We start from the raw sequence: 20,244 nt of genomic DNA, 5'->3' as shown, positions 1-20,244 counted from the left end.
CAATCGCATCTCAGTCGGCCGGTTGAGACAGTGTTTTCATCCGGACGGAGTCGATCTGTTCCAGCGGTAACTTACGGATCCTGTAGCCGGCATCTCCCCAGCCGCTACTGCAATTCGAGCCACTTCCCGACGAATTCCTGGCATCGTCTGTGGCGACAACATCGATTCGATGTTTCAATTCGACGTTCGCATAATAATACCAGCTGATCGTCGACTGAAATTCCGGATTCTGATCTGCTGGTGCACGTTCCTGGAATTCGAAAGTTTGCGCACTTGAACTCATTCCTGAATAGAGATTTCCCCGAAGGCTTTCAAAATGGATTAGCAGGGGACTCAGGACATGAGAAGTAAACTTCCGGGCCTGCCCCTTGACCGGAAAGACAATCTCCGGCACTTGTTGATCCAGTGGCGTCTCACGCGTCGGTAATTGAAGTTGCTCAAAGTAGATTGTCTGGGCAGCGACATTGGGTAACAGTTCAAAATGGTCGATCTCGCCCAGGGGCAGCATGATCCGAATCGGGGGAGTTCCCACGTTGCCCGAAGACCAGCCACCCCGATCCAGCTTGATTCTGCGGCCGGATTTGGAAACAACCCATAATGTCGCATGAAAGCCTTCTCCCTGTACCAGATCGATGATCGTTTCGGAAGTATTCCGCTTGTTTTGGGCCTCACCATAAAAGCCTTTATTCGAACTCCAGCCTAAATGATTGCCGGACTCCAGGTATTTAATTTCCAGCGTCGCTCCGGCATGTTGTATGGTCGCTCCCACCTGGGCCGGAAGCTTGTACCGAAAATGGTCCGCCTCGTAGTTATAGACCTTCAGCACCAGATCAATCGTCTTGGGCAACCGCTCCCACAGTGAGAACAGGTGAAATCGTCGCGGATCATCCCAGGTAAAGCCGGCACCATATTGAAAACTCCTTAAAGGAACCTTCGTCTGTGAGTCCAGCACGTTGACCTGTTCGAGATCAAACTGCGACTCGGCCGGAGACACCAGTTCAATCAGCGCGTGGTCCATGTAAGCGGCATTCGACAGTTCAGGCAAGGGGCCACTGGTCGATTTGACGGAATGACCTTTGCCATCTTCGCTGAGGAACGTGCCGTCCGCCTGTCCGCGAGAGACACTCCCGATCGCGTAGCGATTTTCATCCAGGTCCAGTTCCAGGCTGCGGGTCCCTGCCGCGTCCTTGAGCCAGTTCGATTCCGCTGCCGTGCGGGTGAAGTCCCGAGGACGCGACCAGGTCTTCCAGACCAGAACATCGGGCAAGGTCCCCTGGCGGGACTTGGATTCAAACCAGCCCAGGTTCTGAAACTCGGCCTGATACCCTTCAGGATAAGACTGGCTGCTCGTACGAAAAACGGTGTCAAACACGGGCAGTTGTACGGTACCGTTGGCATCGGTGATCAGACCGACATACTGCAGCTTCAGACTCGGATCCAGGTAGTGGTCCTTTACGCGATTGCATTCGATCGAAATAGCAGGGATCTCAATACCGGCGGCCGGTTTTTCCGTCCCCAGTTTGTAGGTCTGTGTCAGTACGACAGGGGCCTTCTCAAGCGACTGTTGAATCAGTCGCTGCGCTTCTTCCCGATTACCTTGCAGGCGATACCACGTCCCCAGCAGATACTGAGCATAGAAACATTGAGGGTTCTGTTTCAGAATTGCGGTCAGCTTGTCACGCGTCTCTGGATCGTTGAATACTCGTTTATCGCTTCGCAAATGGAAATAGGTCTGTGACAGTTGCTTGCACTCTTCAATGACCGCTTCTTCTTTTTTATCAAGCTGAAAAGCCAGATTCCTCCAGCCGCCGATCCCCTCCAGCGTGGTAGAATTAACCGGTTGTTTTTCCGGTTGAATCCCCGGCAACATGATCAAGGCAATCAGCACCACCAGGAACAGGGCAGGGTATCGCAGGCGATCTGACCGAAAGAGCGACGCATCCATCAACCGCCTGATTCGCCGCGCGGTAGGATGTTCGCGATGCACAAACCCGAGAACCAGCGGCTCTGCCAGTCGGCTGTGTTGACGAGTCGCCGCCTCGATCAGCGTTTCACAATACCGTTCCGGCTGTGCCAGCTCCCTGGCCAGCAGCAGATCATCACAACAGTCCTCGCGAGTCTGTCTGAGCGAACGGCGTAACCACCACAGGGCCGGATGAAACCACCACACGATACTCACCAGGGTTTCGAACCAACCCAGCAGCAGATCCCGGCGGCGGATATGCGCGAGTTCATGCGCCAGTACAATCGTCAGCTGATCCGCCTGCAATTCTTCTGCCAGCCCGCGAGGGAGTACAATCGTCGGATGCCAGGTGCCGATGGCAAAGGGACCGTCCGTTTCATCGGAGAGACGTAACGCAGGCGTTGTTTTCATGTTCAATAAACCGGCGATCCGCGCGATCTCCGCATGCAGTGTACCACTCTCTTGCAGCGCACTGGACCGCACAATCCGCCTCACCGCCGTGTAACGACGCATGAGAACGACCAGGGCACAAACAACGCCACCGACATACAGGCACAACCAGAAAGCAGACCAGCTGAATTTTGCTGTCGCAGAATGATTCGGAACGACAGGGGCAGGGGAGGCTCCAGGTTGAGGGATAGTCTCTTGAGCCTGAATATTCTCCGCTGATTCTGAATTCCGCACTCTGCCGCGCACAGCAGAAGAAGAATTGTCCTCCGTAAGCAAAGTAGTTTCTACACTGTAGATGGGGGGCACCCTGACAACCTGCTGATGCATTGCCGATGACTGTGAAAAGAAGCCGGTCGATAGCGTCAGAAAAGGTGGAGTGGCAAATTTGAGCAGCACAACCAGTAAGATGGCATACCGCAAGGGAGCACTGATCCAGCGTCGTAGGAGAAGCAATAGTACAAATACGAATCCCGCCAACAGTGCAGCCTGCCAGCCCGCCGCCAGCATCCATGTACTCCAGGCTTCCGAGATTTGCTGGAAGAAGTTGATCATGATTGGTCCCCCTGCTTCTGTTTCTGTTCGCGCAGATCATCCAGCAATTCCTGTAACTGGGTGATTTCCTCTTCGCTCGGCTTCCGCGTTTCAAAGAACGACGACATGAAAGCCAGCGTGTCACCGCCGAACACCCCCTGAAACAGATCGTTCAACAGATGCCGATACGCCCGCACCGACTCACGGGTGGCCCGAAACAGAAAGGCTTTCCCTTTGTCCCCTTTACGCTTCGTCACCAGCTTGCGGGCCTCTAGCCGCTTGAGCAACGTCATCACCGACGAAGGCTCCATCTTCCGCACCGGCTCCAGCGCCTGGCTGATCTCTTTTACCGTGGCCTCACCCAACTGATTCAGGCAGACCAGGACATCACGTTCCGCATCCGGGATTTTTTCTTTGGACTGGTTCATGCCTTCATTAATAACGACAAATGTCTTTTTGTCAATAAGAAAAACGACATTTGTCAAAATGAAGATTGATTCGAGCAATGCCGCATTTACCGGCCCAGTTTGAGGGGGGCACCACTGGCAGGGATCTGGCTCAGATAGGGATTTCCGTTTCGCAGGAACTGCCCCTCTCGATTCAGTTATTCTTCCCCCTTCACATAGGTCGCGACCCACTCATCCTCACTGATTTGTGCCTTGCGATGTTCAATCGACAGACTGTCTTCGGAGAGAAATTCAGCGATCAGTGGAAAAAAATTGTTATAGCGACGATGACTGTATTCGCCATGCTCCAGATCGGGCACAACATTCGATCCCCGGGAATACGTGTTTACCGTCAGTAAGCGGTCGCCGGGGTTCAGTTTATATTGGTGTGCAACGCGGTCGGGAAAGGCCAGCAGAGCCACGCAATCCAGTTCGTCTGTGTAGGCGGCAATCACCAGCTTGCCCGAAGTCGGCATGACCATCGCAGCCCGGCTGTCTCCCAGACGCAGATGCTCTGCCAGCAATCCCTCTGGATGTCGGATGCGGGAAAAGAGCCCCTTGAAAAAAGGCAGTTCTTTTTTGAAGGTCATTAATTTGCTGCGACTCAGTGAGACGCCCCCCGGATCGCTGGCGTAAGAGTTATCATCGTGATATTTCGACATGAGATCAGGTGCATGATTTCCATTTTACAAAGGATATGAGTAAGCCTGTCTGAATAGTGACAGATTCCCTGACTCACTGCAAAGAGAAAGTAGTGGATTATTCAATTAAGATTCACGAGCGCAGCTGGATCTCGATCACTTACTACAGGAAGAATATCCAGGGACCTCTTTGAACCCGGAAATCGAAGCCTTATTAAAACACCTGGTAGCAGTACCAATATCTTGATTTTCATACAGCTGCCCTTTTGCTGTTTTGTCAATTCTTCGTATCATGGAGATGATCCGCTGCAAAGTCGCACGCATCCCCTGAGGAGAATCAGCAGATGAACCTGACGAAAGAACGCATCATTACGCTGCTGGTGGTCATCGCCAATGGCATCCTGGGAGCAACCATCGGCAAGTTTTCCGACAGCAGACTCTGGGAAGCGACGTTCGCGGTCCTGATGTCGCTGCCGGGAATGCTCGTGATCTGGAATAAGGAGGCGTTGTCCGTCACCGGCCTGACGCGAGGTCTGCGACGCGATTCACCTCCATCACTGCTGGACCTGATCGGCTGGTTTTTCCTGCTCGTCATGCCGATACTCTATGTGTACGAACTCAGTAAAGTATAAAACCAGTCAGCCTGCAGATCGAGTCGTCCTCTCCAGGTAGCTTTTTTATCGTTCAGAAAGTGATACTGAGGACTTTTTTAAAACGACCCAGGAAAGAAATAACGGTAGCCGATGTTGTACAGTTACCTGATTTTCTGGAACATCGACTGCAGAAAAGATAAAATAGCCGCAGGGCATTAGCCCCGGTTGGGTCGTCTTTGGTATGCTTCGTTCGAATTAAGAAATACGACCTGGTCAGTTATCCCGCAAAAGCTGACCCCTATTAGAAAGACAGAGAGTCATGTGCACACGCGCCGTCTATTTTGGTAAGGAAAACCAGACCGTCACCGGCCGGACAATGGACTGGAAAGAAGAAATGCACACCAACCTCTGGATCTTTCCGCGTGGTATGGACCGTGATTGTGGACTGGGAGAGCACTCCATCACCTGGACCAGTCGCTATGGCAGTCTGGTGGCCTCCGTTTACGAAGGCGGGACAGCCGATGGCATGAATGACAAAGGCCTGGTGACCAATCTGCTCTACCTGGTGGAATCAGAATACCCCCCGGCAGACGACTCACGGCCGGCCCTGGTGATCACCGCCTGGGCCCAGTACGTCCTCGATCAGTTTGCCACCGTAGCCGAAGCGGTTGACGAATTGAGCCGGGAAGAATTCCGCGTGGTCCCCGTGGTTGCACCGAATGGCGCCGAAGGCACCGTGCATCTTTCGATCTCCGATCCAACGGGAGATTCGGCGATCCTGGAATACATCAACGGGAGCTTGCGAATCCATCACGCCCGCGAACACCAGGTGATGACCAATTCCCCCATCTTTGACGAACAGCTGGCCCTCAACCGCTACTGGCAGCAGATCGGCGGCACGGTCATGCTGCCGGGCACCAACCGGGCCGCGGATCGCTTTGCCCGGGCATCCTTTTACATCAACGCCTGTCATCAGTCAGCCGATGCCCGCGAAGCGGTGGCCAGCGTTTTCAGCGTGATGCGGAACGTAAGCGTCCCCCGTGGTATCAGTACTCCCGATCAACCCAACATCTCCACAACCATCTGGCGTACCGTGAGCGATCAGAAGAACCGCGTCTACTTCTTCGAAAACACAGCCAGTCCCTCACTGGTCTGGATCCGATTGAGCCAGCTTGATTTCAGCGCAGGCGCCCCAGCCCAGAAACTGACCCTGGACGGCAACCCCGACCTGGCCGGCGACCAGTCCCACGGCTTCCAACCCGCAGAACCATTCCAGTTCCTGGTTCCCACGCTGTGATCGAGAATGTACTGCTCTAAACATTCTCCCTGGATTTCATCATCTGCACTGGATTCTCACCTGCCGCGTGAGATATTCTGATGCAGAGATGGGGAAAGGCCTATGCATTCACAACACTCATTCAAACGCAAATGCGTGAAGTATCTGTCAAGCCTGATGCTGAGCAGTGTGCTGTTTCTGCTCGTATACATTCTCAGCCTGGGGCCCATGGTAGCCCTGGGACGCCGGCCCATAATTCCTGTATTTGCGGGGCCATATGTTTCCCATCCGGACAATCTCTGGATCGAGCGAATCTATGCTCCCCTGTACGATTTTCATGAACCTTATGTCTGTTCGCCCCACCTGGGATATGGCTCTGCGGCCAGAAAAGAGTGGGTGCTCTTATTGCGGAACTATGTCGATTACTGTCAGGGGCTCAAAGTTTCAATCAAGAAATCCTGCCCTTCACAGTTCAACTCAATGATTCCAGGTTTTTGTTCCCCAGCCATATCTCAACCAGATGGGCGAGCAGTTTGGTAAATTCCTTATTCTCGTTGCATTTCAGTCCGGCCAAACTGGTTGCTTTGACAACTGCACAGGCTGTCTCCCAACCATTGGTCTCCTGTGGGGACTTAATGACCAGTTCGCGACGATTGTTCGTTAATAAATCAATCCGCTGCACACAGATATTTGAAAATTGCAACTCGACCTCCCTGGGGAAGTCGTAAGCTTTGAAGCTGTTCTGCAGGATCTGTCGTCCGTCGTAAAACCGATCTAACAGCGATTGGAAAATTCGATGCAGAGGGCGTGGAGTGCCCGGATAGATTTCTCGAATGGCTTCCAACGCTGCGATTCGCACGCGACGATCACCATCGTAACGCCTGCGTATCAATGCCGGGAGAGTCCTTTTCGCAGCAGGTCCCAGGCTCTTCAAGGTGTCTGCTGCGGCTAAACGGACTCGCCAGTGTGAATCTTTCAGGGTTTCTGCAAGACTGTCCAAATAGAAACAGGCCAGACCGTGGAAATTCGCCAGAGCCCTCGCGGCACGGGTTCGCACGATGTGCCGGGAATCTTTCAACGCATTGTGGAGCGCATCTAGCACTTGACGTTGTCGATCGAGTGTTTCACTCAACGCAGAGAGAGCTGCCATCCGGACGAGTTCGTTTTTATCAAGCAGGACTCGCTCCAGCAGCGCTTCCTGAACATTGTCGTCTGGAACGAACGGTGCCAGAGCGAGTGCGGCGGACTCACGGGTGCTCCAGAGACGATCCTGGATGACTGACAGAAGTGATGGTACCAGTTCCTTAGCATTTAATGACAGTCGGGAGCAGAGATGAGCAGCGCGTGCCCGGGTTTCAGGCGAATCTGACTGGAGATAACTACAGATCAGCATGGCATCAGAATCACTGCAGGGGAGGGTTTCCAGTTCCTCTGTTGCCAGGTGGCTCTGTAGCAAATCTGAATTAGTCAGTGCGGTATGCAGCAACTTCAAGCGGTACTCTTGTTTGGATGCATCTTCCGGCAAATTGGTCATTCTGGTTAGCATACCTTGAACCTGGAGGCAGGGTGAATTGTCACTCTCTGATCATACAGAGAGAAGCACGACTGAAAAAGTTCGGGGGTTCACTAAGTTAATCAGAACTCTGCTGATTGGTTTACCATCCAGTGTTAACCGGTTACATTGAGTCTGCTCCGGTGTTCTAAGAATTTAAGATCCGAAATGCAAATACGGGATGCGGGTGTGAATCCCGCCCGGGGCAATTTGTTGAATAATGTGAACTGAATTTGCAGCCTGGTATTTTTCTTCAGAAGTCGAATCAATATCTTCTGCTCCGGTGGTCTAAGTCAATAAGATACGCAGCCGTCAACTGCGGGATGCAGGTGTAAGTCCTGCCCGGGGCAACCTTAATCTTCTAACCTGCTCCGTCAACGAAGATCTGCTATCGTTCACGGAATAAGCTAGTGAGAGTCTGTTAAATGAGAGATCAGAACCAGACTACTGAAAATGAAGACTCACTCCTGCATCAGTTGAGTGATTCAGACCTGACGCGCTGTGCCCGAGTGTTACAGCGACTCGCACAGCAACCAGACATTTGTCTTAACGCTGCTACACCAGAGGAGGCTGTCTGGAAACAGGCTGCCTTGCTTGTGAAACGTGTGAAAGCGACTCAGAAGCAGGCCGGCCGAAAACGTGACAGGCGGCTGATCGAAACATCCGGAATCCGGTCTAAACGCGCTCAGAAAAACGACGGCCGCTATCTGCACCATGATGATCCTGTTCAAGACAGCGTTGCAGAAACGGCATTGTTTCACTCTCGCCGCTGTTATATCTGTAAGAAGTCGTACCAAAAGCTGCACTCATTTTATGATCTGATGTGCGAATCCTGCGGGCAGGAGAACTATCGGAAACGTTTACAGACCGCTGATCTTACGGGGCGGACAGCTGTGGTGACCGGCGGACGCGTCAAGATTGGCTTCCAGATTGCCTTGAAACTGTTACGCTCTGGAGCACGCGTCTGGGTGACGAGTCGGTTTCCGTGCGATACAGCACGTCGCTATGCTGCTGAAACGGATTTCGCAGATTGGTATGATCGTTTACAGATCCTGGGCAGTGATTTTCGCAGTCTCGCAAGTGTCAATCAGCTTTGTGAAGACTTACAGGCGAATTGTTCTCATCTGGATCTCCTGATCAATAACGCCTCCCAGACTATCAGGCGCCCTGCCGCCTACTTTCAACATTTATGGGAGCTGGAATCAGAGCCTCAACGATTGGAAAAGGCAGCACGGAGCTTAGTCTATCGAACTACGGACTCCCTGTTACGACTGACCACGTCGCATCACTTAAATAATCTCACGCATGGTCCTGCTTTTGCTTCGCTACTTTCGCAGACAAAAGTTCAAACCGAAGATGCTGATAACGAGGAAGGCGTCTTTCCGCCCGGACTTCTTGACTCAGACAGTCAGCAGGTCGACCTGCGCGAGAAAAACAGCTGGATCCAGGAACTCAGCGATGTTTCTTTAACCGAATTGCTCGAAGTGCATGCCGTTAACTCGCTGGTCCCCTTTCTGTTGATTCAGAAAATGGAGCCTCTGCTGCTAAACAGCCCGCACACAGATCGCTACATCGTCAATGTTTCTGCGATGGAAGGGCAACTGAATACGGATTCCAAAACCGGATTTCACCCGCATACCAACATGGCTAAAGCGGGAATGAATATGGTGACCCGTACCAGTGGCGAACGCTTCGCTGAGCGAGGCATCTATATGACGAGTGTGGATACTGGCTGGGTCACAAACGAGTATCCCCATCAGAAAACGGTACGGATGCAGCAGGATGGTTTTCAACCACCGCTTGATGAAATTGATGGTGCTGCCCGTGTTTGTGATCCTGTGTTCGTTGGCATCAATGAGAAACAATATCTGTTCGGCAAGTTTCTCAAAGATTATCGGGAAACAAGCTGGTAAAGAACAGAGGATTGCATGAAAGAACAAATCGTATATTGCCCCGTTGGAAATGAATTCTCTCCCTGCGATCCGGCAGAAATCCTGCCGATTGTCGAACACTTACGTTCGAACGTACCGGTCACCGAGCAAATTGTCTTCACGCGTGGCAGCCATCTACCTGATGGTCGTGTCGATCTCTGTAAACAGTGCATCGGTCCTGAAGGGACAACCCTGGTAGCTGATGCAGTCAAGTTGAATTTACATACGCGGCACCTGCTCATGGGCGCCAACGGCATGGGAAATACAGGTGCGCAGGCTCTGGCAAGACTGATCCGGGAAAACGAATCACTCCAGACAATTTATCTGGGATGTAATCGAATCGATGAATTGGGGGCAACCGAACTCGCACAGGCAATCGCAGAAAGCTCCTCAGTCAGGGCACTCTGGTTAAAACGAAATCCGATTGGTGTTGAGGGGGCTCGCCAGATTACAGAGATGCTCAAGCACAATCAGAAACTGCGAACATTAGATCTGGTGCACACAAAGCTGGGAAGCGAAGGGGTACGGCTGATTGTCAGAACACTCGCCACCATCGACACATCTATCAGCTTGCTCTATCTGGGCGGAAATGAAATCAGTGCGCGAGATGCCGATGTACTGGCTGATCTGTTACAGCAGAATCAAAGACTGCGCGGTCTCTATTTGAGCGTCAATCGTTTCGGAGATGAGGGAGCCTTGGTTCTGGCACAAGGGCTTCGCTCCAATCAGGGACTTAATTCGCTGAGCCTGGCCAGTAATCGAATCGGACCGGAGGGAGCAGCTGCTCTCGCCTCGGCTTTGGAATCTCATCCGAACCTGGTTGAACTCGATTTGGGATATGATCGTTCCACCAGAGTTCTGGGAGAAGACTCCAATCGTCTGGGGGATGCGGGGGCAGCAGAAATTGCTCGTCTGATCCGAAACAATCGAAAGTTGAAGAGCGTAAACCTGACGCGCAATCGCATCAGCGATCGAGGGGCAGTCTTGCTCCTCGCAGCCCTGGAACGAAATAACGAACTCGTCGAGCTTAAAATAGGAAAAGGAAATTCTGCACCAATACGAAACCGGCTTCACGAGTTACTCGAACGTAACCGCAGGCAACATTCTGACCTGCCCCAGATCGACGAAGATATCTCCGCCATTCGCAGCATCTATCGAACTTTGAACAAGTAGTTGTCCTGATGACTCACCCCGGAGGGAAAATGGTCGCTTGTTCTTCTCCAAAGCACTCCAGGGAAAGACTGCACCAGGCAGGCTTACAACCCGCGACATTTCGTAACCTCGTTAAGAAATGCATCATTTCCATCTAATTGTGTTTATGGCTCTAAGTGGACTATTAATAATAGGTTACGAGTAGAATGAAGAACAAATTAAAGGAAATTGATGGAAACTTCTTTTTTCATCGGTAAGTGTCCGCCTTTACATACGAATGCTCTTAGTGGGATGTGTTCATTTGTGATTTGACACAGGCGAAATCACCCGGAAGTGTGATTTCTGGCGGTTGCTCATTCTTGATGCGTGGACCTGCGGTCCAGCGTCGTTCGCCTTTCCTGGCTGTCGAGTTATTTTCCCGCTGCGTACTTATCGTATTGTTCCGATTTATTTCTGGTTACGTTGAATGAAAGACTGATTCATGAGTATTCCAAGACGCTCGCGATCACATCGAGGTTTTACCTTGATCGAACTGCTGGTGGTCATTGCCATCATCGCTATTCTGATAGCTCTCCTGCTGCCGGCTGTACAACAGGCTCGAGAAGCGGCCCGCCGCAGTACCTGTAAAAATAATCTGAAGCAGCTCGGTCTCGCACTGCACAACTACCATTCCACGTTCCAGATGTTACCGCCCGCCTATGTGCGCGATCCCAATGTGGGAGATGATGAAGGCCACTGGACCTGGTCCGCGTTTATCGCCCCCCATATTGAATTAACTTCGGTCTACAATGCGTTCCAGGTGGGAAACACACCGGCCAGTTACGCTTTCGGCAACAACATTCAGGCCATGCAACAGACTTACCCCGTATTTCGCTGTCCTTCCGATACCGGACCGGCAACGCATAAGGAAGCCGGCTACACAATCGATTATTTTGTTTCAGGCAGCCGGACATCCAACGTTGGTGTCTCGGTCACTAATTATGTTGTCTCGAACAACAATGCCTATCACCGTGCGACCCGGGCAACCAACTATCTCGATGGCACCACGGGAGGCACCGGTGCCTTCTGGGGTAACAGCAATTGTCGCTTCCGCGATGTGACCGACGGCTTGAGCAACACAATCCTGGCCGGCGAGCGGGCCTACCAGATTCCAGGCAATCCCATGTATGCGGGCATGCTGTTCGCCGTCCGCGATAATCTTGGACTGGGGCCCACGTGTACCAACTGCTCCGGAAACACCGCTGCGAACCAGGGGCTGCTCAGCATTACCGGCACCACGCATTTCGGAATCAATCCGATCTCCTCAACCGATCAGGCCAATGGCGGATACAGCAGCCGGCACGTGGGCGGAGCTCAGTTCCTGATGGGCGATGGTGCAGTTCGCTTCATCAGCGAAAACATCGATACGAACATCACCAACGGGGGCGTCGTCGACAGCACACTCGAACGTCTCTCTTCGATTTCGGATGGCGCCATTCTCGGCGAATATTAATCCGCACCACTGTTTTCTCAAGCGGCCGGGAGCCTATCGCTCCGCGGTCGCTTTCGTTTCGCAGTGCTCCCCGCGCTGACGAACCCGCCACCTTTTCATTCAGATTCATCAAGGTTCTATCACATGTTCGTTTATCGTCTCGGAAAAATCTTCAGCGTCCTGATCATCGCCTGTGGAATGTGTGCCTGCAGCGGCAGTGACGGTCCCCAACTGGGCCAGGTTTCAGGAGTCGTGACTCTCGACGGAGAGCCACTGGAATATGCGCAGATCACATTTCAGCCTGAAAAAGGTCGTCCCTCGGTCGCAGAAACCGACAGTGCAGGAAATTACTCTTTGTCTTACACGGGCACCAGCACCGGGGCCTTGATTGGTGCTCACAAGGTCGTGATTACTTCCGCCATGGATGCCTATTCGGACGAGACTGGCGAAGGTAAAGACAGGAAGGCACGTGCCGAACTGCTGCCGGCAAAATATCATACCCAGACCACGCTCACAGCCGATGTCAAATCGGGCAGCAATCAGATCGATTTCCCGCTCACTTCGAAGTAACAGCGTCTCCCGCTGGATACCCGCGTTGCGCACAATTAAATTGACGCACCAGAAACGGGTGAGTACATTGGATTCCCGGAACACTGCTCTGTTTTTCGAAAACCAGGGCAGGCTTCCTGATCCATCCCATTTCTGCTTAGCCTAAAGGTGCTCATTATGTCCGCTCAATCTTATCTGCTCACTCTGGCCTGTCTGCTGGCACCGGTATCGGTCTTCGCGGGAGCACCGGAAGCCATTTCTGGAGACCATTATCAGCAGACCCTGGCCTCAGACGATTTCTCCGAATCCGAACTCGGCAAGCAGTGGCGACTCTATAAAGGCTCCTCTGTCGTCAAAGACGGCGTGCTGCAGGGAGTCGAACTCGAAGGGGGTGGACACGCAGCCGTCCATCAGTTGAAGACTGAACCTTACAGCGATGTCGAACTCACCGTCGATCTCAAGTTCGAGGGTTCACCCTACACGAACCTGACCTTCAATCAGCACAAATTCAAAGGCTCACACGCAGGCCATCTCTGCCGCGTAGTGGTTTCGCCCACGAAAGTCACACTCCGTGACGGCAAGACCGGCGTCTTCAATAATGAGATCTTCAAGAAACGTCAGAATAAAGAAAAACTGACCGAAGCCGAACAGGAGATCCTGGAACGGTCCCAGGCCATCTTCCCGGTCAAACTGAAAAAAGGCGAGTGGTACACCGTCACTGTCCGCATCAAAGGGGACCAGATGCAGGCTTTCATCGACGGCAAGCTGATTGGCTCCCTCCGTTCCCCAGGCATTGCCCATCCCACCAAAGACATGATCGGCCTGGTCACCCCCAAACAGTCGATCCATTATGACAATGTCAAAGTCCGCGTACCTTAATCTTCCACGAGAGGAGAGGGCATGTCTGATGACTTCATCACCATCGCCACGACAAGCACCCCTACCGAAGCCAGCCTGATCCGCAACCAGCTGGAAGCGGAGGGAATTCGGGTCTATCTCTCAGACGAAGAGGCCGTCGGCATGGCCTGGTATCTTGGGAATGCACTCGGCGGGATTAAGGTCCAGGTGGCCTCTGAAGACGCCGATCGCGCTTTTGAACTACTCGATGAACACGATCCAGTGACCATCAGCGAGGAAGACTGGAAAACCGTCGAAGGCTTCGAGAACGGCTGGGAAGAGGATGAAGCTACGGAAGACGATGCACAAGACTCCGTTGAGGAATCGGCTGCTGAGCGAGACCTGGATCAGGAGGTGAATCGTGCTTTTAAAGCCGCCGTCCTGGGCATCATTTTTTTTCCGATCCAGGTCTATTCATTTTTCCTGTTGCTGGATATTCTCTTTTCCGGTCTTACGTTGACTCCATCTCAACAGAAAAAAGTAAGTATCAGTTTTCTGCTGGACTGTTTCGTTTTGTCGGCCTGGTCATACATCCTGTTCTTTCGCGGTTATTAATCCCAGGAAGAAGAGGGGGGCCTGGCTGATTTTTCCTGATTACATTCAACCCCAGTATGCAATACTCGCCGCGTTTGCTTCTCTCAGTGGTCTCTGGTTTATCTTCGTCTATCCCCAGGCAAATAGACTCTTCAACTGAAACAACTTCTTCAAAGGCGCATTTTCAGAAACTGAGTCTTAAAATTCTCAAATTGAGTGGAATAGAACCCACCTGAATCAGATCTCTATCAGTGAGCTGAGGAGACTTTTATTACTGAGACCGGGAATTGGTCCTGTCGATCTGAGGTGATGAGCATGCAACAGACTTACCGGCGCTGTCGTTCTATCTTACTGTTGACTCTGGTCTTGTACCTGCCGGGCTGCAGTATCGCGTACGAATTACTGTTGGAAGGTCAACTACTTTCCGGGGCAGAGCAACGGCCCGTGCAGGGGGCGACTGTGACTTTACTTCTCAGCAATTGGAAGTGTGCCTCTACAATCACTGATGCACAGGGGAACTGGAATCTCAAAGAGATGCTCAGTGAATCCAAATTCTGGCCCGGAAAAGAAGATAAACGCTGGACCGACCCGGATGAACTCAAGCTGCGGATCGAAACCGGCGGTCAGACCTGCATGGTTCCCTGTCCGCGCGTCGCCGCTCCGGAATCAGGCGGCGAAATCTATGCCTTCGTTATGACGGTACTCAAGGCGCATCCGGAACCGGAAAAGCAGGAGATGCTGCCGCTGGAAGCCCTAAAGCCCTTTCCGTCCGATATTTAAATCGAGCTGATAAATTCGTTCGAATTGAAAATTATTTCGGAGTTCCTGTCGATCCCCCCTCGTACCAATCGACTACAGGGTAGAACACCATTCTCCCCTGTCTTCAAGGAACATTCGATGAAGCCCTCCGTTAGCTGTGGCTGCCAAAGTGTCTCACGCCAGTCAGCGTGTGCTGTGGAACATCCACCTTCGCAGTCTCGTCTCGCATGGTTCCGGCAGGCCTCGATGACACTGATTTCGGCATTCCTGTTGATTCTGATGCCCAAGTGCCCGCTCTGCCTGGCAGCCTGGATTACCTGGCTGACCGGTGTCGGGCTTTCGCTGACGGTGGCCTCCTGGCTGCGTCTGTTCCTGATTGGGGGCAGCTCTGGTGTTCTGATTCTAGTGATTCTCATACGGTTGCGGCGTGTGTTCGCAACTCGGCTCACAACAGAGAGAACCCTTCTGTATCACAATCAACCTGAACTGGAGAAGCGATGAACTCAACCGAACAGACGCTGGCACATCCGGATGTGGTTACCCACGACGCATGGCTCACACAGCGACTCGAATTACTGGCAGCAGAAAAAGAACTTACCCGGCACCGGGATCGCGTCAACGCTCAACGACGGCGCCTGCCGATGGTGAAGCTCGAAAAGGATTATCAGTTTGCAGGTCCTGAAGGCAAACTTCGTCTGCTCGATCTGTTCGCGGGGCGTCGTCAGTTAATCGTCTATCACTTCATGTTCGCACCGGACTGGGAGCAGGGCTGCCAGGGGTGTACCATGCTGGTCAACAGTCTCGGTGATTTGTCTCTGCTCAATAAACGGGATACGACATTCGTTCTGGTTTCCCGAGCACCATTGGAAAAACTTCAGAAATATCAGGCCGAACAGGGATGGGACCGCACCTGGGTCTCTTCATTCGAAAGTGACTTCAACTACGATTTCCATGTCACACTCGACGAAACCGTTGCTCCGCCTGAATATAACTATCGCAGCCAGAAAGAACTGCAGTAGCGAAAGGAGGCGGAACCATTTTTCCTCTCAGGCGAACTGCACGGGGTTAGTGTCTTTTTCCGTGTGGGCGACGATGTTTATCACACCTATTCGACCTACGCCCGGGGATGTGAAAGCCTGACCGATTCCTTTCGTCTGCTGGACCTGACCCCCTATGGTCGCCAGGAAGAATTCGAAGATTCCCCAGCTGGCTGGCCCCAGAAGCCCACTTACGGTTAACCGGGAGAAAGAGGAATATCAGCCGGCAAAGTCAGCCGACATCAATGCATTTACAGCAACCGATGTCGGCTGCTTCGTTCGAAATCAGTTCCGCTACCGTTTTTCTCTTTGAAACTCCCCCTGCAACAAGCTTACACTGGGAGTCAACACCTGCTCTCTCTGCGTAAGTTTTCTGAAGTCGAACATCTGAGACACGGCCGGCGAATTTGACCAATGTTTATTAAACAACTGGAATCTCTGCGCGGGATTGCTGCGTTGATGGTCGCGCTCAGTCACTGTCTGATCGTGTTCGCCGTTGATCAGAATCCGATGATCTGGACGACCAGACTCTGGGAAACGCAGGGGACCCAGGCCTTCCTTACCAGGCTGCTGCTGATTCCCTGTAACGGGGGCGCCGCGGTGACGGTGTTCTTCGTTCTGAGTGGCTATGTCCTGGGACTGTCGCTCGATCGCAAGCCTCGGCAGTCGATGACGTATCTGGCGTTCTATGTGAAACGCGTCTTGCGAATCTATCCCGCGTATCTCGTCTGTCTCACGCTGATCATACTCTCCATCATGGGGTTCCATACTTACCAGCGGTTTCCGAATACGTCGCTTTGGTTTCAGGAGTGGTATCAGCAGAATATCACCTGGAACAACGCACTGGCTAATTATGCCCTGCTGGAGACAAACCTCAATCAAATTGCCTGGACGCTGAAAGTAGAACTGGTGATGTCGTTTGGCTTTCCGCTTTTTTATTTGCTCAGTCGAAAACTCGCAGAGAAAGGGAATTATGTCATCCTGCTGGTCCTGATGGCACTTTCCTGTATTCTACCGGGAATTATTTATCTGCTGTATGGGTTCGTCTTCTACCTGGGACTGATGCTGCCGATCCTGATCGAAAAACTGAAACAGTCAGTCGCCCCGTCCGCCCGCAACACCCTGTTTCTGGTCAGTGTCATCGCTCTGCTCTCTGCCCGTTCCCTGTTTGCACCTCAGGAACGTTTTTTTACCGTCCTGCTCGAAGCCCTGGCAGCGACCGCGATCATCGCCATCCTGGCGGAAGGAACCGGCAAGGTCTGGGGAAGTCGCCTGTTGGATTTCCCGCTGGTCCACAAACTCGGACAGATTTCGTATTCCTTTTACATCTATCACTTCATCATTATGTACTGGCTCGCCTGGGGCCTGCTCCATCTGGTCAGTGCGGAAATCACTGCGAATTATCCACTGCTGTTGAGTCTGCTTCTGGCTGTCGTTTCAGTACCCTTAACTTTCGTGGTGGCCCAGCTTTCCTATCAGGCAGTAGAGCGCCCGATGATCGGCTGGGGCGCCCGCCTGGCAGAAAAAGTGACAGACCTGGCCCGAGCCTCTACCGCCCGCCTGCGTTTGCAGAGAAAATAGTACGCAACAGACTTGACGATTCAGCAGGTGATCACGAAAGGTCTGTTTTCTGCCCGGCCTCCCATTCTTCGACCGCTGCTGCTTTCGTTTTTCGTCGCTCTTCCTGGCAGCGTATTGTCGCGCTGTTATACATCTTCAGAATTAATTCTAAACAAAGCAGGAAAAGGCACAGGCCTCCAATGATTTTGACGAACTCAGGCAGTTCAGTCCTCAGGAGAATCACAAAGCCGATCAGTCCTGCACTTCCCCAGGCCATGAGCAGGTAAGTCATGACTCGAAAATCCTCCCGCGCCCAGATTCGCTCCTGAATCATACCTCGTTTGGGAATACTGTAACGCAGGAAAAGCCACCAGCCGATTGTCATTGCCGGGAGTATCAGGAAACCAAACTGACCCTGATACCATGAAATCAAAGTGACAGTCGGCGTCAATACGGCATTCAGGGGGATTCCAATCCGATCATAACGTCTGCGGGTGATCAGAATCTCTTCCGATCCCGGAGCGCGGAGCTCTGTCTCAGGATGTTGAAGTTGTTGCAGACGCTCCTCAAGCGGGATCGCGACCTGGAAACAGAATTGGTTCCAATGAATCTGAACGGTTTCCTTGAGTTCACGATGGAAATAGCGAATCAGCCGGAGCCGATCCTCGAGATGATAATACTTGAGATTGATCACAACGCTATTGGGACGGGGATTCAGAAAAAGTTCAGAGTCGCTTCCCCATCTGGCCTCCGTCACCTCTGAAAGGTTGACCTCTTGACGCTGAAAGACCTCCTGCACCGTCACGATATTATCGTGAAGAGTGAGCGATACATTTCGATAGACCAGTATTCCCCACAGAGCAATCAGGCCAGGGATCAATCCCAGAGATCCCACAAACAGGAAACCAGAAAGATGCATATTGAAAGGGTCATCAAGCACGATCAGAATTCCAATCCCCAGGAAGCTGATCAGGGTGAGAATCAGCGACCACAGTTCCCTGTGCAGATATTCCCTTGGTGGCCGGAATATCCGCGGTTCATTTCCAGAGTCGGGTGAAACATCAGACAGATCGATCATGGTGTCGCACCTTCCTGGTTGTGGGTTCGATCATAGGCTGCTTCCGCTTCCCACTCCCGCGCCGCTTGTTCCGCTTTGATTAAGTCAAGCTGCTTTCGCTTTTTTTCTGCTCGCATGATAACCGGAATCATTGCGGGAAGAAGTGCGACAGTCGATACCAGCATCCAGGTGTTTTTTGATGATGTTGGCATTTCCAGTCGCTGAATGAACAGAAAGCTGACAAGCAAGACACCCCAACAACCCATTAGGACGAATACCCCTCTGTTTTCCTTATCGGCGATAAGTCGTTTTTGAATTTGTCCTTCCCTTGGAGTCACTATTTTAAACATGAACCAGAACATAAGACAGAGCACAGGCAGGATGAACAGCGCGAAATCATGGTGTGTGAATACGGCAACGATTCCTGCGACAGTGGAAACAAGAATTAAGGGAATGAGTATGCGATCATAACGCTGTCGCGTAATCATGATTTCATCCGGGCCGGGCGGCGGTACCACCGTATGTTTCTCTGGTCTCAATCGGTTGGCTGCATGCAGGCAGTACAACGGCCAGTTCTCCTGAATCGCTTCAGGAAAGACCTGACGAAAATAGCGGATCAACCAGATCTGGTCTTCACGGCTGAAATGACTCACAGTGAGAGAGACCGTTTCAAAGTGATTTGTATGAACACGTAATCCCGTGGGGAACAGTCGCCAGCAGACTTTCTGCACCTCTGCGAGATCGATGACTTTACTAGAAAATATACTTTGAACGGTGATGGTTCCCGATTCAATTGTAAGTGAAACTTTTCGGTATTTCAGCAACATCCAACAGGAGAGAATCGCAGGAACGCTCCATAACATAATAAAAAACAGAGTAATCCAATTTCGGAATTCCGGCAGAGCCGCCAGTCTCATTAGAACTGTAAAAGTAAGAAATAACAGAGTGAAAAAAATCAGTGACAGCAACCCTCCATCTCGATAATCCCGGGGAGGCCGAAAGACCCTGCACGCGCCCTCAATCCCTTCACCTGCAACCATCTCAGAATTTCTCACATCCACGGGCCCACACTCTTCTGTTGAGAGGATCTGCTGCTTAACCTGTATTACTGAGAACGAACGCCGGCTCCCAACGGTTCAATTTCATTGCCTGAAAAACGAGAAACCATGTACCACTTCCGGAAACCGGATTCCGCTCAGATTGACGACTTTCTTAAAGTGCAGGCACAGAAGGACTTTACCTATCCGCATCGGGAGGCCACCCGCAATCAGTCGGCCCCTGCTGGATTCCGCGTCGATCACAATCGCATCTGTCTGGGGCAGGGGGCAGCGGTTTATGAACAGGCTAAACAGGCCCTGGTGGAATGGCAGCATTATCGCTTTAACTGGCTGCATCTGCATCGCCCTGACGCACCGCCGGCCGCGGGACAGACCGTTGCCGCGCTGGCACATGTGCTCGGAATCTGGGTTCTGAATGCCTGTCGGATCGTGTATGTGCTCGAAGAATCAGAGCCCTTCACCCGCTTCGCTTTTGCCTACGGCACGCTTCCCGACCACGCCGAGTGTGGCGAAGAACGTTTCCAGGTCGAATGGCGCCCCGATGATGATTCCGTCTGGTACGATCTCTATGCGTTTTCTCGACCAAACACGCTGCTCTCAAAAATTGCCTTACCTTATGTCCGCAGCAAACAGAAACAGTTCGCCCGCGAGTCTCTGCAGGCCATGCATCAGGCCGTCGTGAAAAAAACGAATTAAGCGCGGATTCCGGCTGTGGAACTGCTAAACTGGTTTCCGTAAAACTGTCAGGTCCGGTTGAGTCAATCCCAGATGCAGCAGAGGAACAGAT

Annotated in this window: 18 protein-coding genes and 1 pseudogene; 13 read left to right on the top strand and 6 right to left on the bottom strand. The window is 52.2% G+C overall.

The window, feature by feature from the left end; all coding sequences use genetic code 11:
- Window positions 1–10: 10 nt before the first annotated feature.
- From HG66A1_RS18910 to HG66A1_RS18900, 3 genes are all read right to left on the bottom strand, one after another.
- Window positions 11–2,965, bottom strand: coding sequence for a M56 family metallopeptidase (locus HG66A1_RS18910; RefSeq protein WP_145187437.1), 2,955 nt, complete (start codon window positions 2,963–2,965; stop codon window positions 11–13).
- Complete coding sequence (locus HG66A1_RS18905; protein ID WP_145187434.1) at window positions 2,962–3,372, bottom strand: BlaI/MecI/CopY family transcriptional regulator; 411 nt, start codon at window positions 3,370–3,372, stop codon at window positions 2,962–2,964. The genes HG66A1_RS18910 and HG66A1_RS18905 overlap by 4 nt, the downstream gene beginning before the upstream one ends.
- A gap of 176 nt (window positions 3,373–3,548) precedes the next feature.
- The gene (locus tag HG66A1_RS18900) at window positions 3,549–4,052 is read right to left on the bottom strand and encodes a hypothetical protein (RefSeq protein ID WP_145187430.1); all 504 of its coding nucleotides are present in this window, start codon (window positions 4,050–4,052) and stop codon (window positions 3,549–3,551) included.
- 323 nt (window positions 4,053–4,375) lie between these two features.
- On the opposite strand from HG66A1_RS18900, the gene HG66A1_RS18895 reads away from it, so the two are divergent.
- Together HG66A1_RS18895 and HG66A1_RS18890 are read left to right on the top strand one after the other, a co-directional pair.
- Window positions 4,376–4,663, top strand: a complete 288-nt coding sequence (locus tag HG66A1_RS18895) for a hypothetical protein (RefSeq protein WP_145187427.1) — start codon at window positions 4,376–4,378, stop codon at window positions 4,661–4,663.
- 280 nt (window positions 4,664–4,943) lie between these two features.
- Window positions 4,944–5,921 carry a linear amide C-N hydrolase gene (locus HG66A1_RS18890; RefSeq protein WP_145187424.1) on the top strand — a complete coding sequence of 326 codons (978 nt, stop codon included), beginning with the start codon at window positions 4,944–4,946 and terminating at the stop codon, window positions 5,919–5,921.
- 451 nt (window positions 5,922–6,372) lie between these two features.
- Here the strand turns inward: HG66A1_RS18890 and HG66A1_RS18885 are convergent, their stop codons facing one another.
- Entirely contained in the window at window positions 6,373–7,434 is a 1,062-nt protein-coding gene (locus tag HG66A1_RS18885; RefSeq protein WP_197996676.1) for a HEAT repeat domain-containing protein, read from the bottom strand.
- Between the two features lie 443 nt (window positions 7,435–7,877).
- Between HG66A1_RS18885 and HG66A1_RS18880 the strand changes: the two genes are divergently transcribed.
- From HG66A1_RS18880 to HG66A1_RS18835, 10 genes and pseudogenes are all read left to right on the top strand, one after another.
- Window positions 7,878–9,365 (top strand): SDR family NAD(P)-dependent oxidoreductase, encoded by a 1,488-nt coding sequence (locus tag HG66A1_RS18880; RefSeq protein WP_145187418.1) that lies wholly within the window; start codon window positions 7,878–7,880, stop codon window positions 9,363–9,365.
- 15 nt (window positions 9,366–9,380) lie between these two features.
- Window positions 9,381–10,556: a ribonuclease inhibitor gene (locus tag HG66A1_RS18875; protein ID WP_145187415.1), complete on the top strand. Its 1,176-nt coding sequence runs from the start codon at window positions 9,381–9,383 to the stop codon at window positions 10,554–10,556.
- A gap of 460 nt (window positions 10,557–11,016) precedes the next feature.
- Window positions 11,017–12,027 (top strand): DUF1559 domain-containing protein, encoded by a 1,011-nt coding sequence (locus tag HG66A1_RS18870; RefSeq protein WP_145187412.1) that lies wholly within the window; start codon window positions 11,017–11,019, stop codon window positions 12,025–12,027.
- A gap of 123 nt (window positions 12,028–12,150) precedes the next feature.
- Window positions 12,151–12,576: a carboxypeptidase regulatory-like domain-containing protein gene (locus tag HG66A1_RS18865; protein WP_145187409.1), complete on the top strand. Its 426-nt coding sequence runs from the start codon at window positions 12,151–12,153 to the stop codon at window positions 12,574–12,576.
- A 156-nt stretch (window positions 12,577–12,732) separates the two neighbouring features.
- Window positions 12,733–13,434, top strand: coding sequence for a family 16 glycoside hydrolase (locus HG66A1_RS18860; protein WP_145187406.1), 702 nt, complete (start codon window positions 12,733–12,735; stop codon window positions 13,432–13,434).
- Between the two features lie 21 nt (window positions 13,435–13,455).
- Complete coding sequence (locus HG66A1_RS18855) at window positions 13,456–14,007, top strand: DUF2007 domain-containing protein (protein WP_145187403.1); 552 nt, start codon at window positions 13,456–13,458, stop codon at window positions 14,005–14,007.
- Between the two features lie 294 nt (window positions 14,008–14,301).
- The gene (locus HG66A1_RS18850; protein WP_145187400.1) at window positions 14,302–14,766 is read left to right on the top strand and encodes a hypothetical protein; all 465 of its coding nucleotides are present in this window, start codon (window positions 14,302–14,304) and stop codon (window positions 14,764–14,766) included.
- A 117-nt stretch (window positions 14,767–14,883) separates the two neighbouring features.
- Window positions 14,884–15,246, top strand: coding sequence for a hypothetical protein (locus HG66A1_RS18845; RefSeq protein ID WP_145187397.1), 363 nt, complete (start codon window positions 14,884–14,886; stop codon window positions 15,244–15,246).
- Window positions 15,243–15,983, top strand: a pseudogene (locus HG66A1_RS18840) (DUF899 domain-containing protein). Before HG66A1_RS18845 ends, HG66A1_RS18840 begins: the two are co-directional and overlap by 4 nt.
- Window positions 15,984–16,196: 213 nt before the next feature.
- On the top strand, window positions 16,197–17,363 hold the full coding sequence (locus HG66A1_RS18835; protein WP_145187394.1) for an acyltransferase family protein: 1,167 nt from the start codon (window positions 16,197–16,199) through the stop codon (window positions 17,361–17,363).
- A 31-nt stretch (window positions 17,364–17,394) separates the two neighbouring features.
- Here the strand turns inward: HG66A1_RS18835 and HG66A1_RS18830 are convergent, their stop codons facing one another.
- Together HG66A1_RS18830 and HG66A1_RS18825 are read right to left on the bottom strand one after the other, a co-directional pair.
- A complete protein-coding gene (locus tag HG66A1_RS18830) occupies window positions 17,395–18,420 on the bottom strand; it encodes a hypothetical protein (protein WP_145187391.1) in 1,026 nt (341 codons plus the stop codon).
- A complete protein-coding gene (locus HG66A1_RS18825) occupies window positions 18,417–19,439 on the bottom strand; it encodes a hypothetical protein (RefSeq protein ID WP_145187388.1) in 1,023 nt (340 codons plus the stop codon). The genes HG66A1_RS18830 and HG66A1_RS18825 overlap by 4 nt, the downstream gene beginning before the upstream one ends.
- Before the next feature lie 126 nt (window positions 19,440–19,565).
- Between HG66A1_RS18825 and HG66A1_RS18820 the strand changes: the two genes are divergently transcribed.
- The gene (locus HG66A1_RS18820; protein ID WP_145187385.1) at window positions 19,566–20,153 is read left to right on the top strand and encodes a DUF1990 family protein; all 588 of its coding nucleotides are present in this window, start codon (window positions 19,566–19,568) and stop codon (window positions 20,151–20,153) included.
- The last annotated feature ends 91 nt before the right edge of the window (window positions 20,154–20,244 follow it).

This window comes from Gimesia chilikensis, from assembly GCF_007744075.1.
GTDB lineage: Bacteria > Planctomycetota > Planctomycetia > Planctomycetales > Planctomycetaceae > Gimesia > Gimesia chilikensis_A.
This window is presented reverse-complemented; position numbering and strand designations above follow the sequence as displayed.

Coding starts and splice junctions, on each gene's coding strand:
- HG66A1_RS18820 (WP_145187385.1), top strand. CDS start 19,566: ATGTACCACTTCCGGAAACCGGATTCCGCTCAGATTGACGACTTTCTT.
- HG66A1_RS18855 (WP_145187403.1), top strand. CDS start 13,456: ATGTCTGATGACTTCATCACCATCGCCACGACAAGCACCCCTACCGAA.
- HG66A1_RS18910 (WP_145187437.1), bottom strand. CDS start 2,965: ATGATCAACTTCTTCCAGCAAATCTCGGAAGCCTGGAGTACATGGATG.
- HG66A1_RS18875 (WP_145187415.1), top strand. CDS start 9,381: ATGAAAGAACAAATCGTATATTGCCCCGTTGGAAATGAATTCTCTCCC.
- HG66A1_RS18870 (WP_145187412.1), top strand. CDS start 11,017: ATGAGTATTCCAAGACGCTCGCGATCACATCGAGGTTTTACCTTGATC.
- HG66A1_RS18900 (WP_145187430.1), bottom strand. CDS start 4,052: ATGTCGAAATATCACGATGATAACTCTTACGCCAGCGATCCGGGGGGC.
- HG66A1_RS18825 (WP_145187388.1), bottom strand. CDS start 19,439: ATGGTTGCAGGTGAAGGGATTGAGGGCGCGTGCAGGGTCTTTCGGCCT.
- HG66A1_RS18835 (WP_145187394.1), top strand. CDS start 16,197: ATGTTTATTAAACAACTGGAATCTCTGCGCGGGATTGCTGCGTTGATG.
- HG66A1_RS18885 (WP_197996676.1), bottom strand. CDS start 7,434: ATGACCAATTTGCCGGAAGATGCATCCAAACAAGAGTACCGCTTGAAG.
- HG66A1_RS18830 (WP_145187391.1), bottom strand. CDS start 18,420: ATGATCGATCTGTCTGATGTTTCACCCGACTCTGGAAATGAACCGCGG.
- HG66A1_RS18890 (WP_145187424.1), top strand. CDS start 4,944: ATGTGCACACGCGCCGTCTATTTTGGTAAGGAAAACCAGACCGTCACC.
- HG66A1_RS18905 (WP_145187434.1), bottom strand. CDS start 3,372: ATGAACCAGTCCAAAGAAAAAATCCCGGATGCGGAACGTGATGTCCTG.
- HG66A1_RS18865 (WP_145187409.1), top strand. CDS start 12,151: ATGTTCGTTTATCGTCTCGGAAAAATCTTCAGCGTCCTGATCATCGCC.
- HG66A1_RS18860 (WP_145187406.1), top strand. CDS start 12,733: ATGTCCGCTCAATCTTATCTGCTCACTCTGGCCTGTCTGCTGGCACCG.
- HG66A1_RS18880 (WP_145187418.1), top strand. CDS start 7,878: ATGAGAGATCAGAACCAGACTACTGAAAATGAAGACTCACTCCTGCAT.
- HG66A1_RS18850 (WP_145187400.1), top strand. CDS start 14,302: ATGCAACAGACTTACCGGCGCTGTCGTTCTATCTTACTGTTGACTCTG.
- HG66A1_RS18895 (WP_145187427.1), top strand. CDS start 4,376: ATGAACCTGACGAAAGAACGCATCATTACGCTGCTGGTGGTCATCGCC.
- HG66A1_RS18845 (WP_145187397.1), top strand. CDS start 14,884: ATGAAGCCCTCCGTTAGCTGTGGCTGCCAAAGTGTCTCACGCCAGTCA.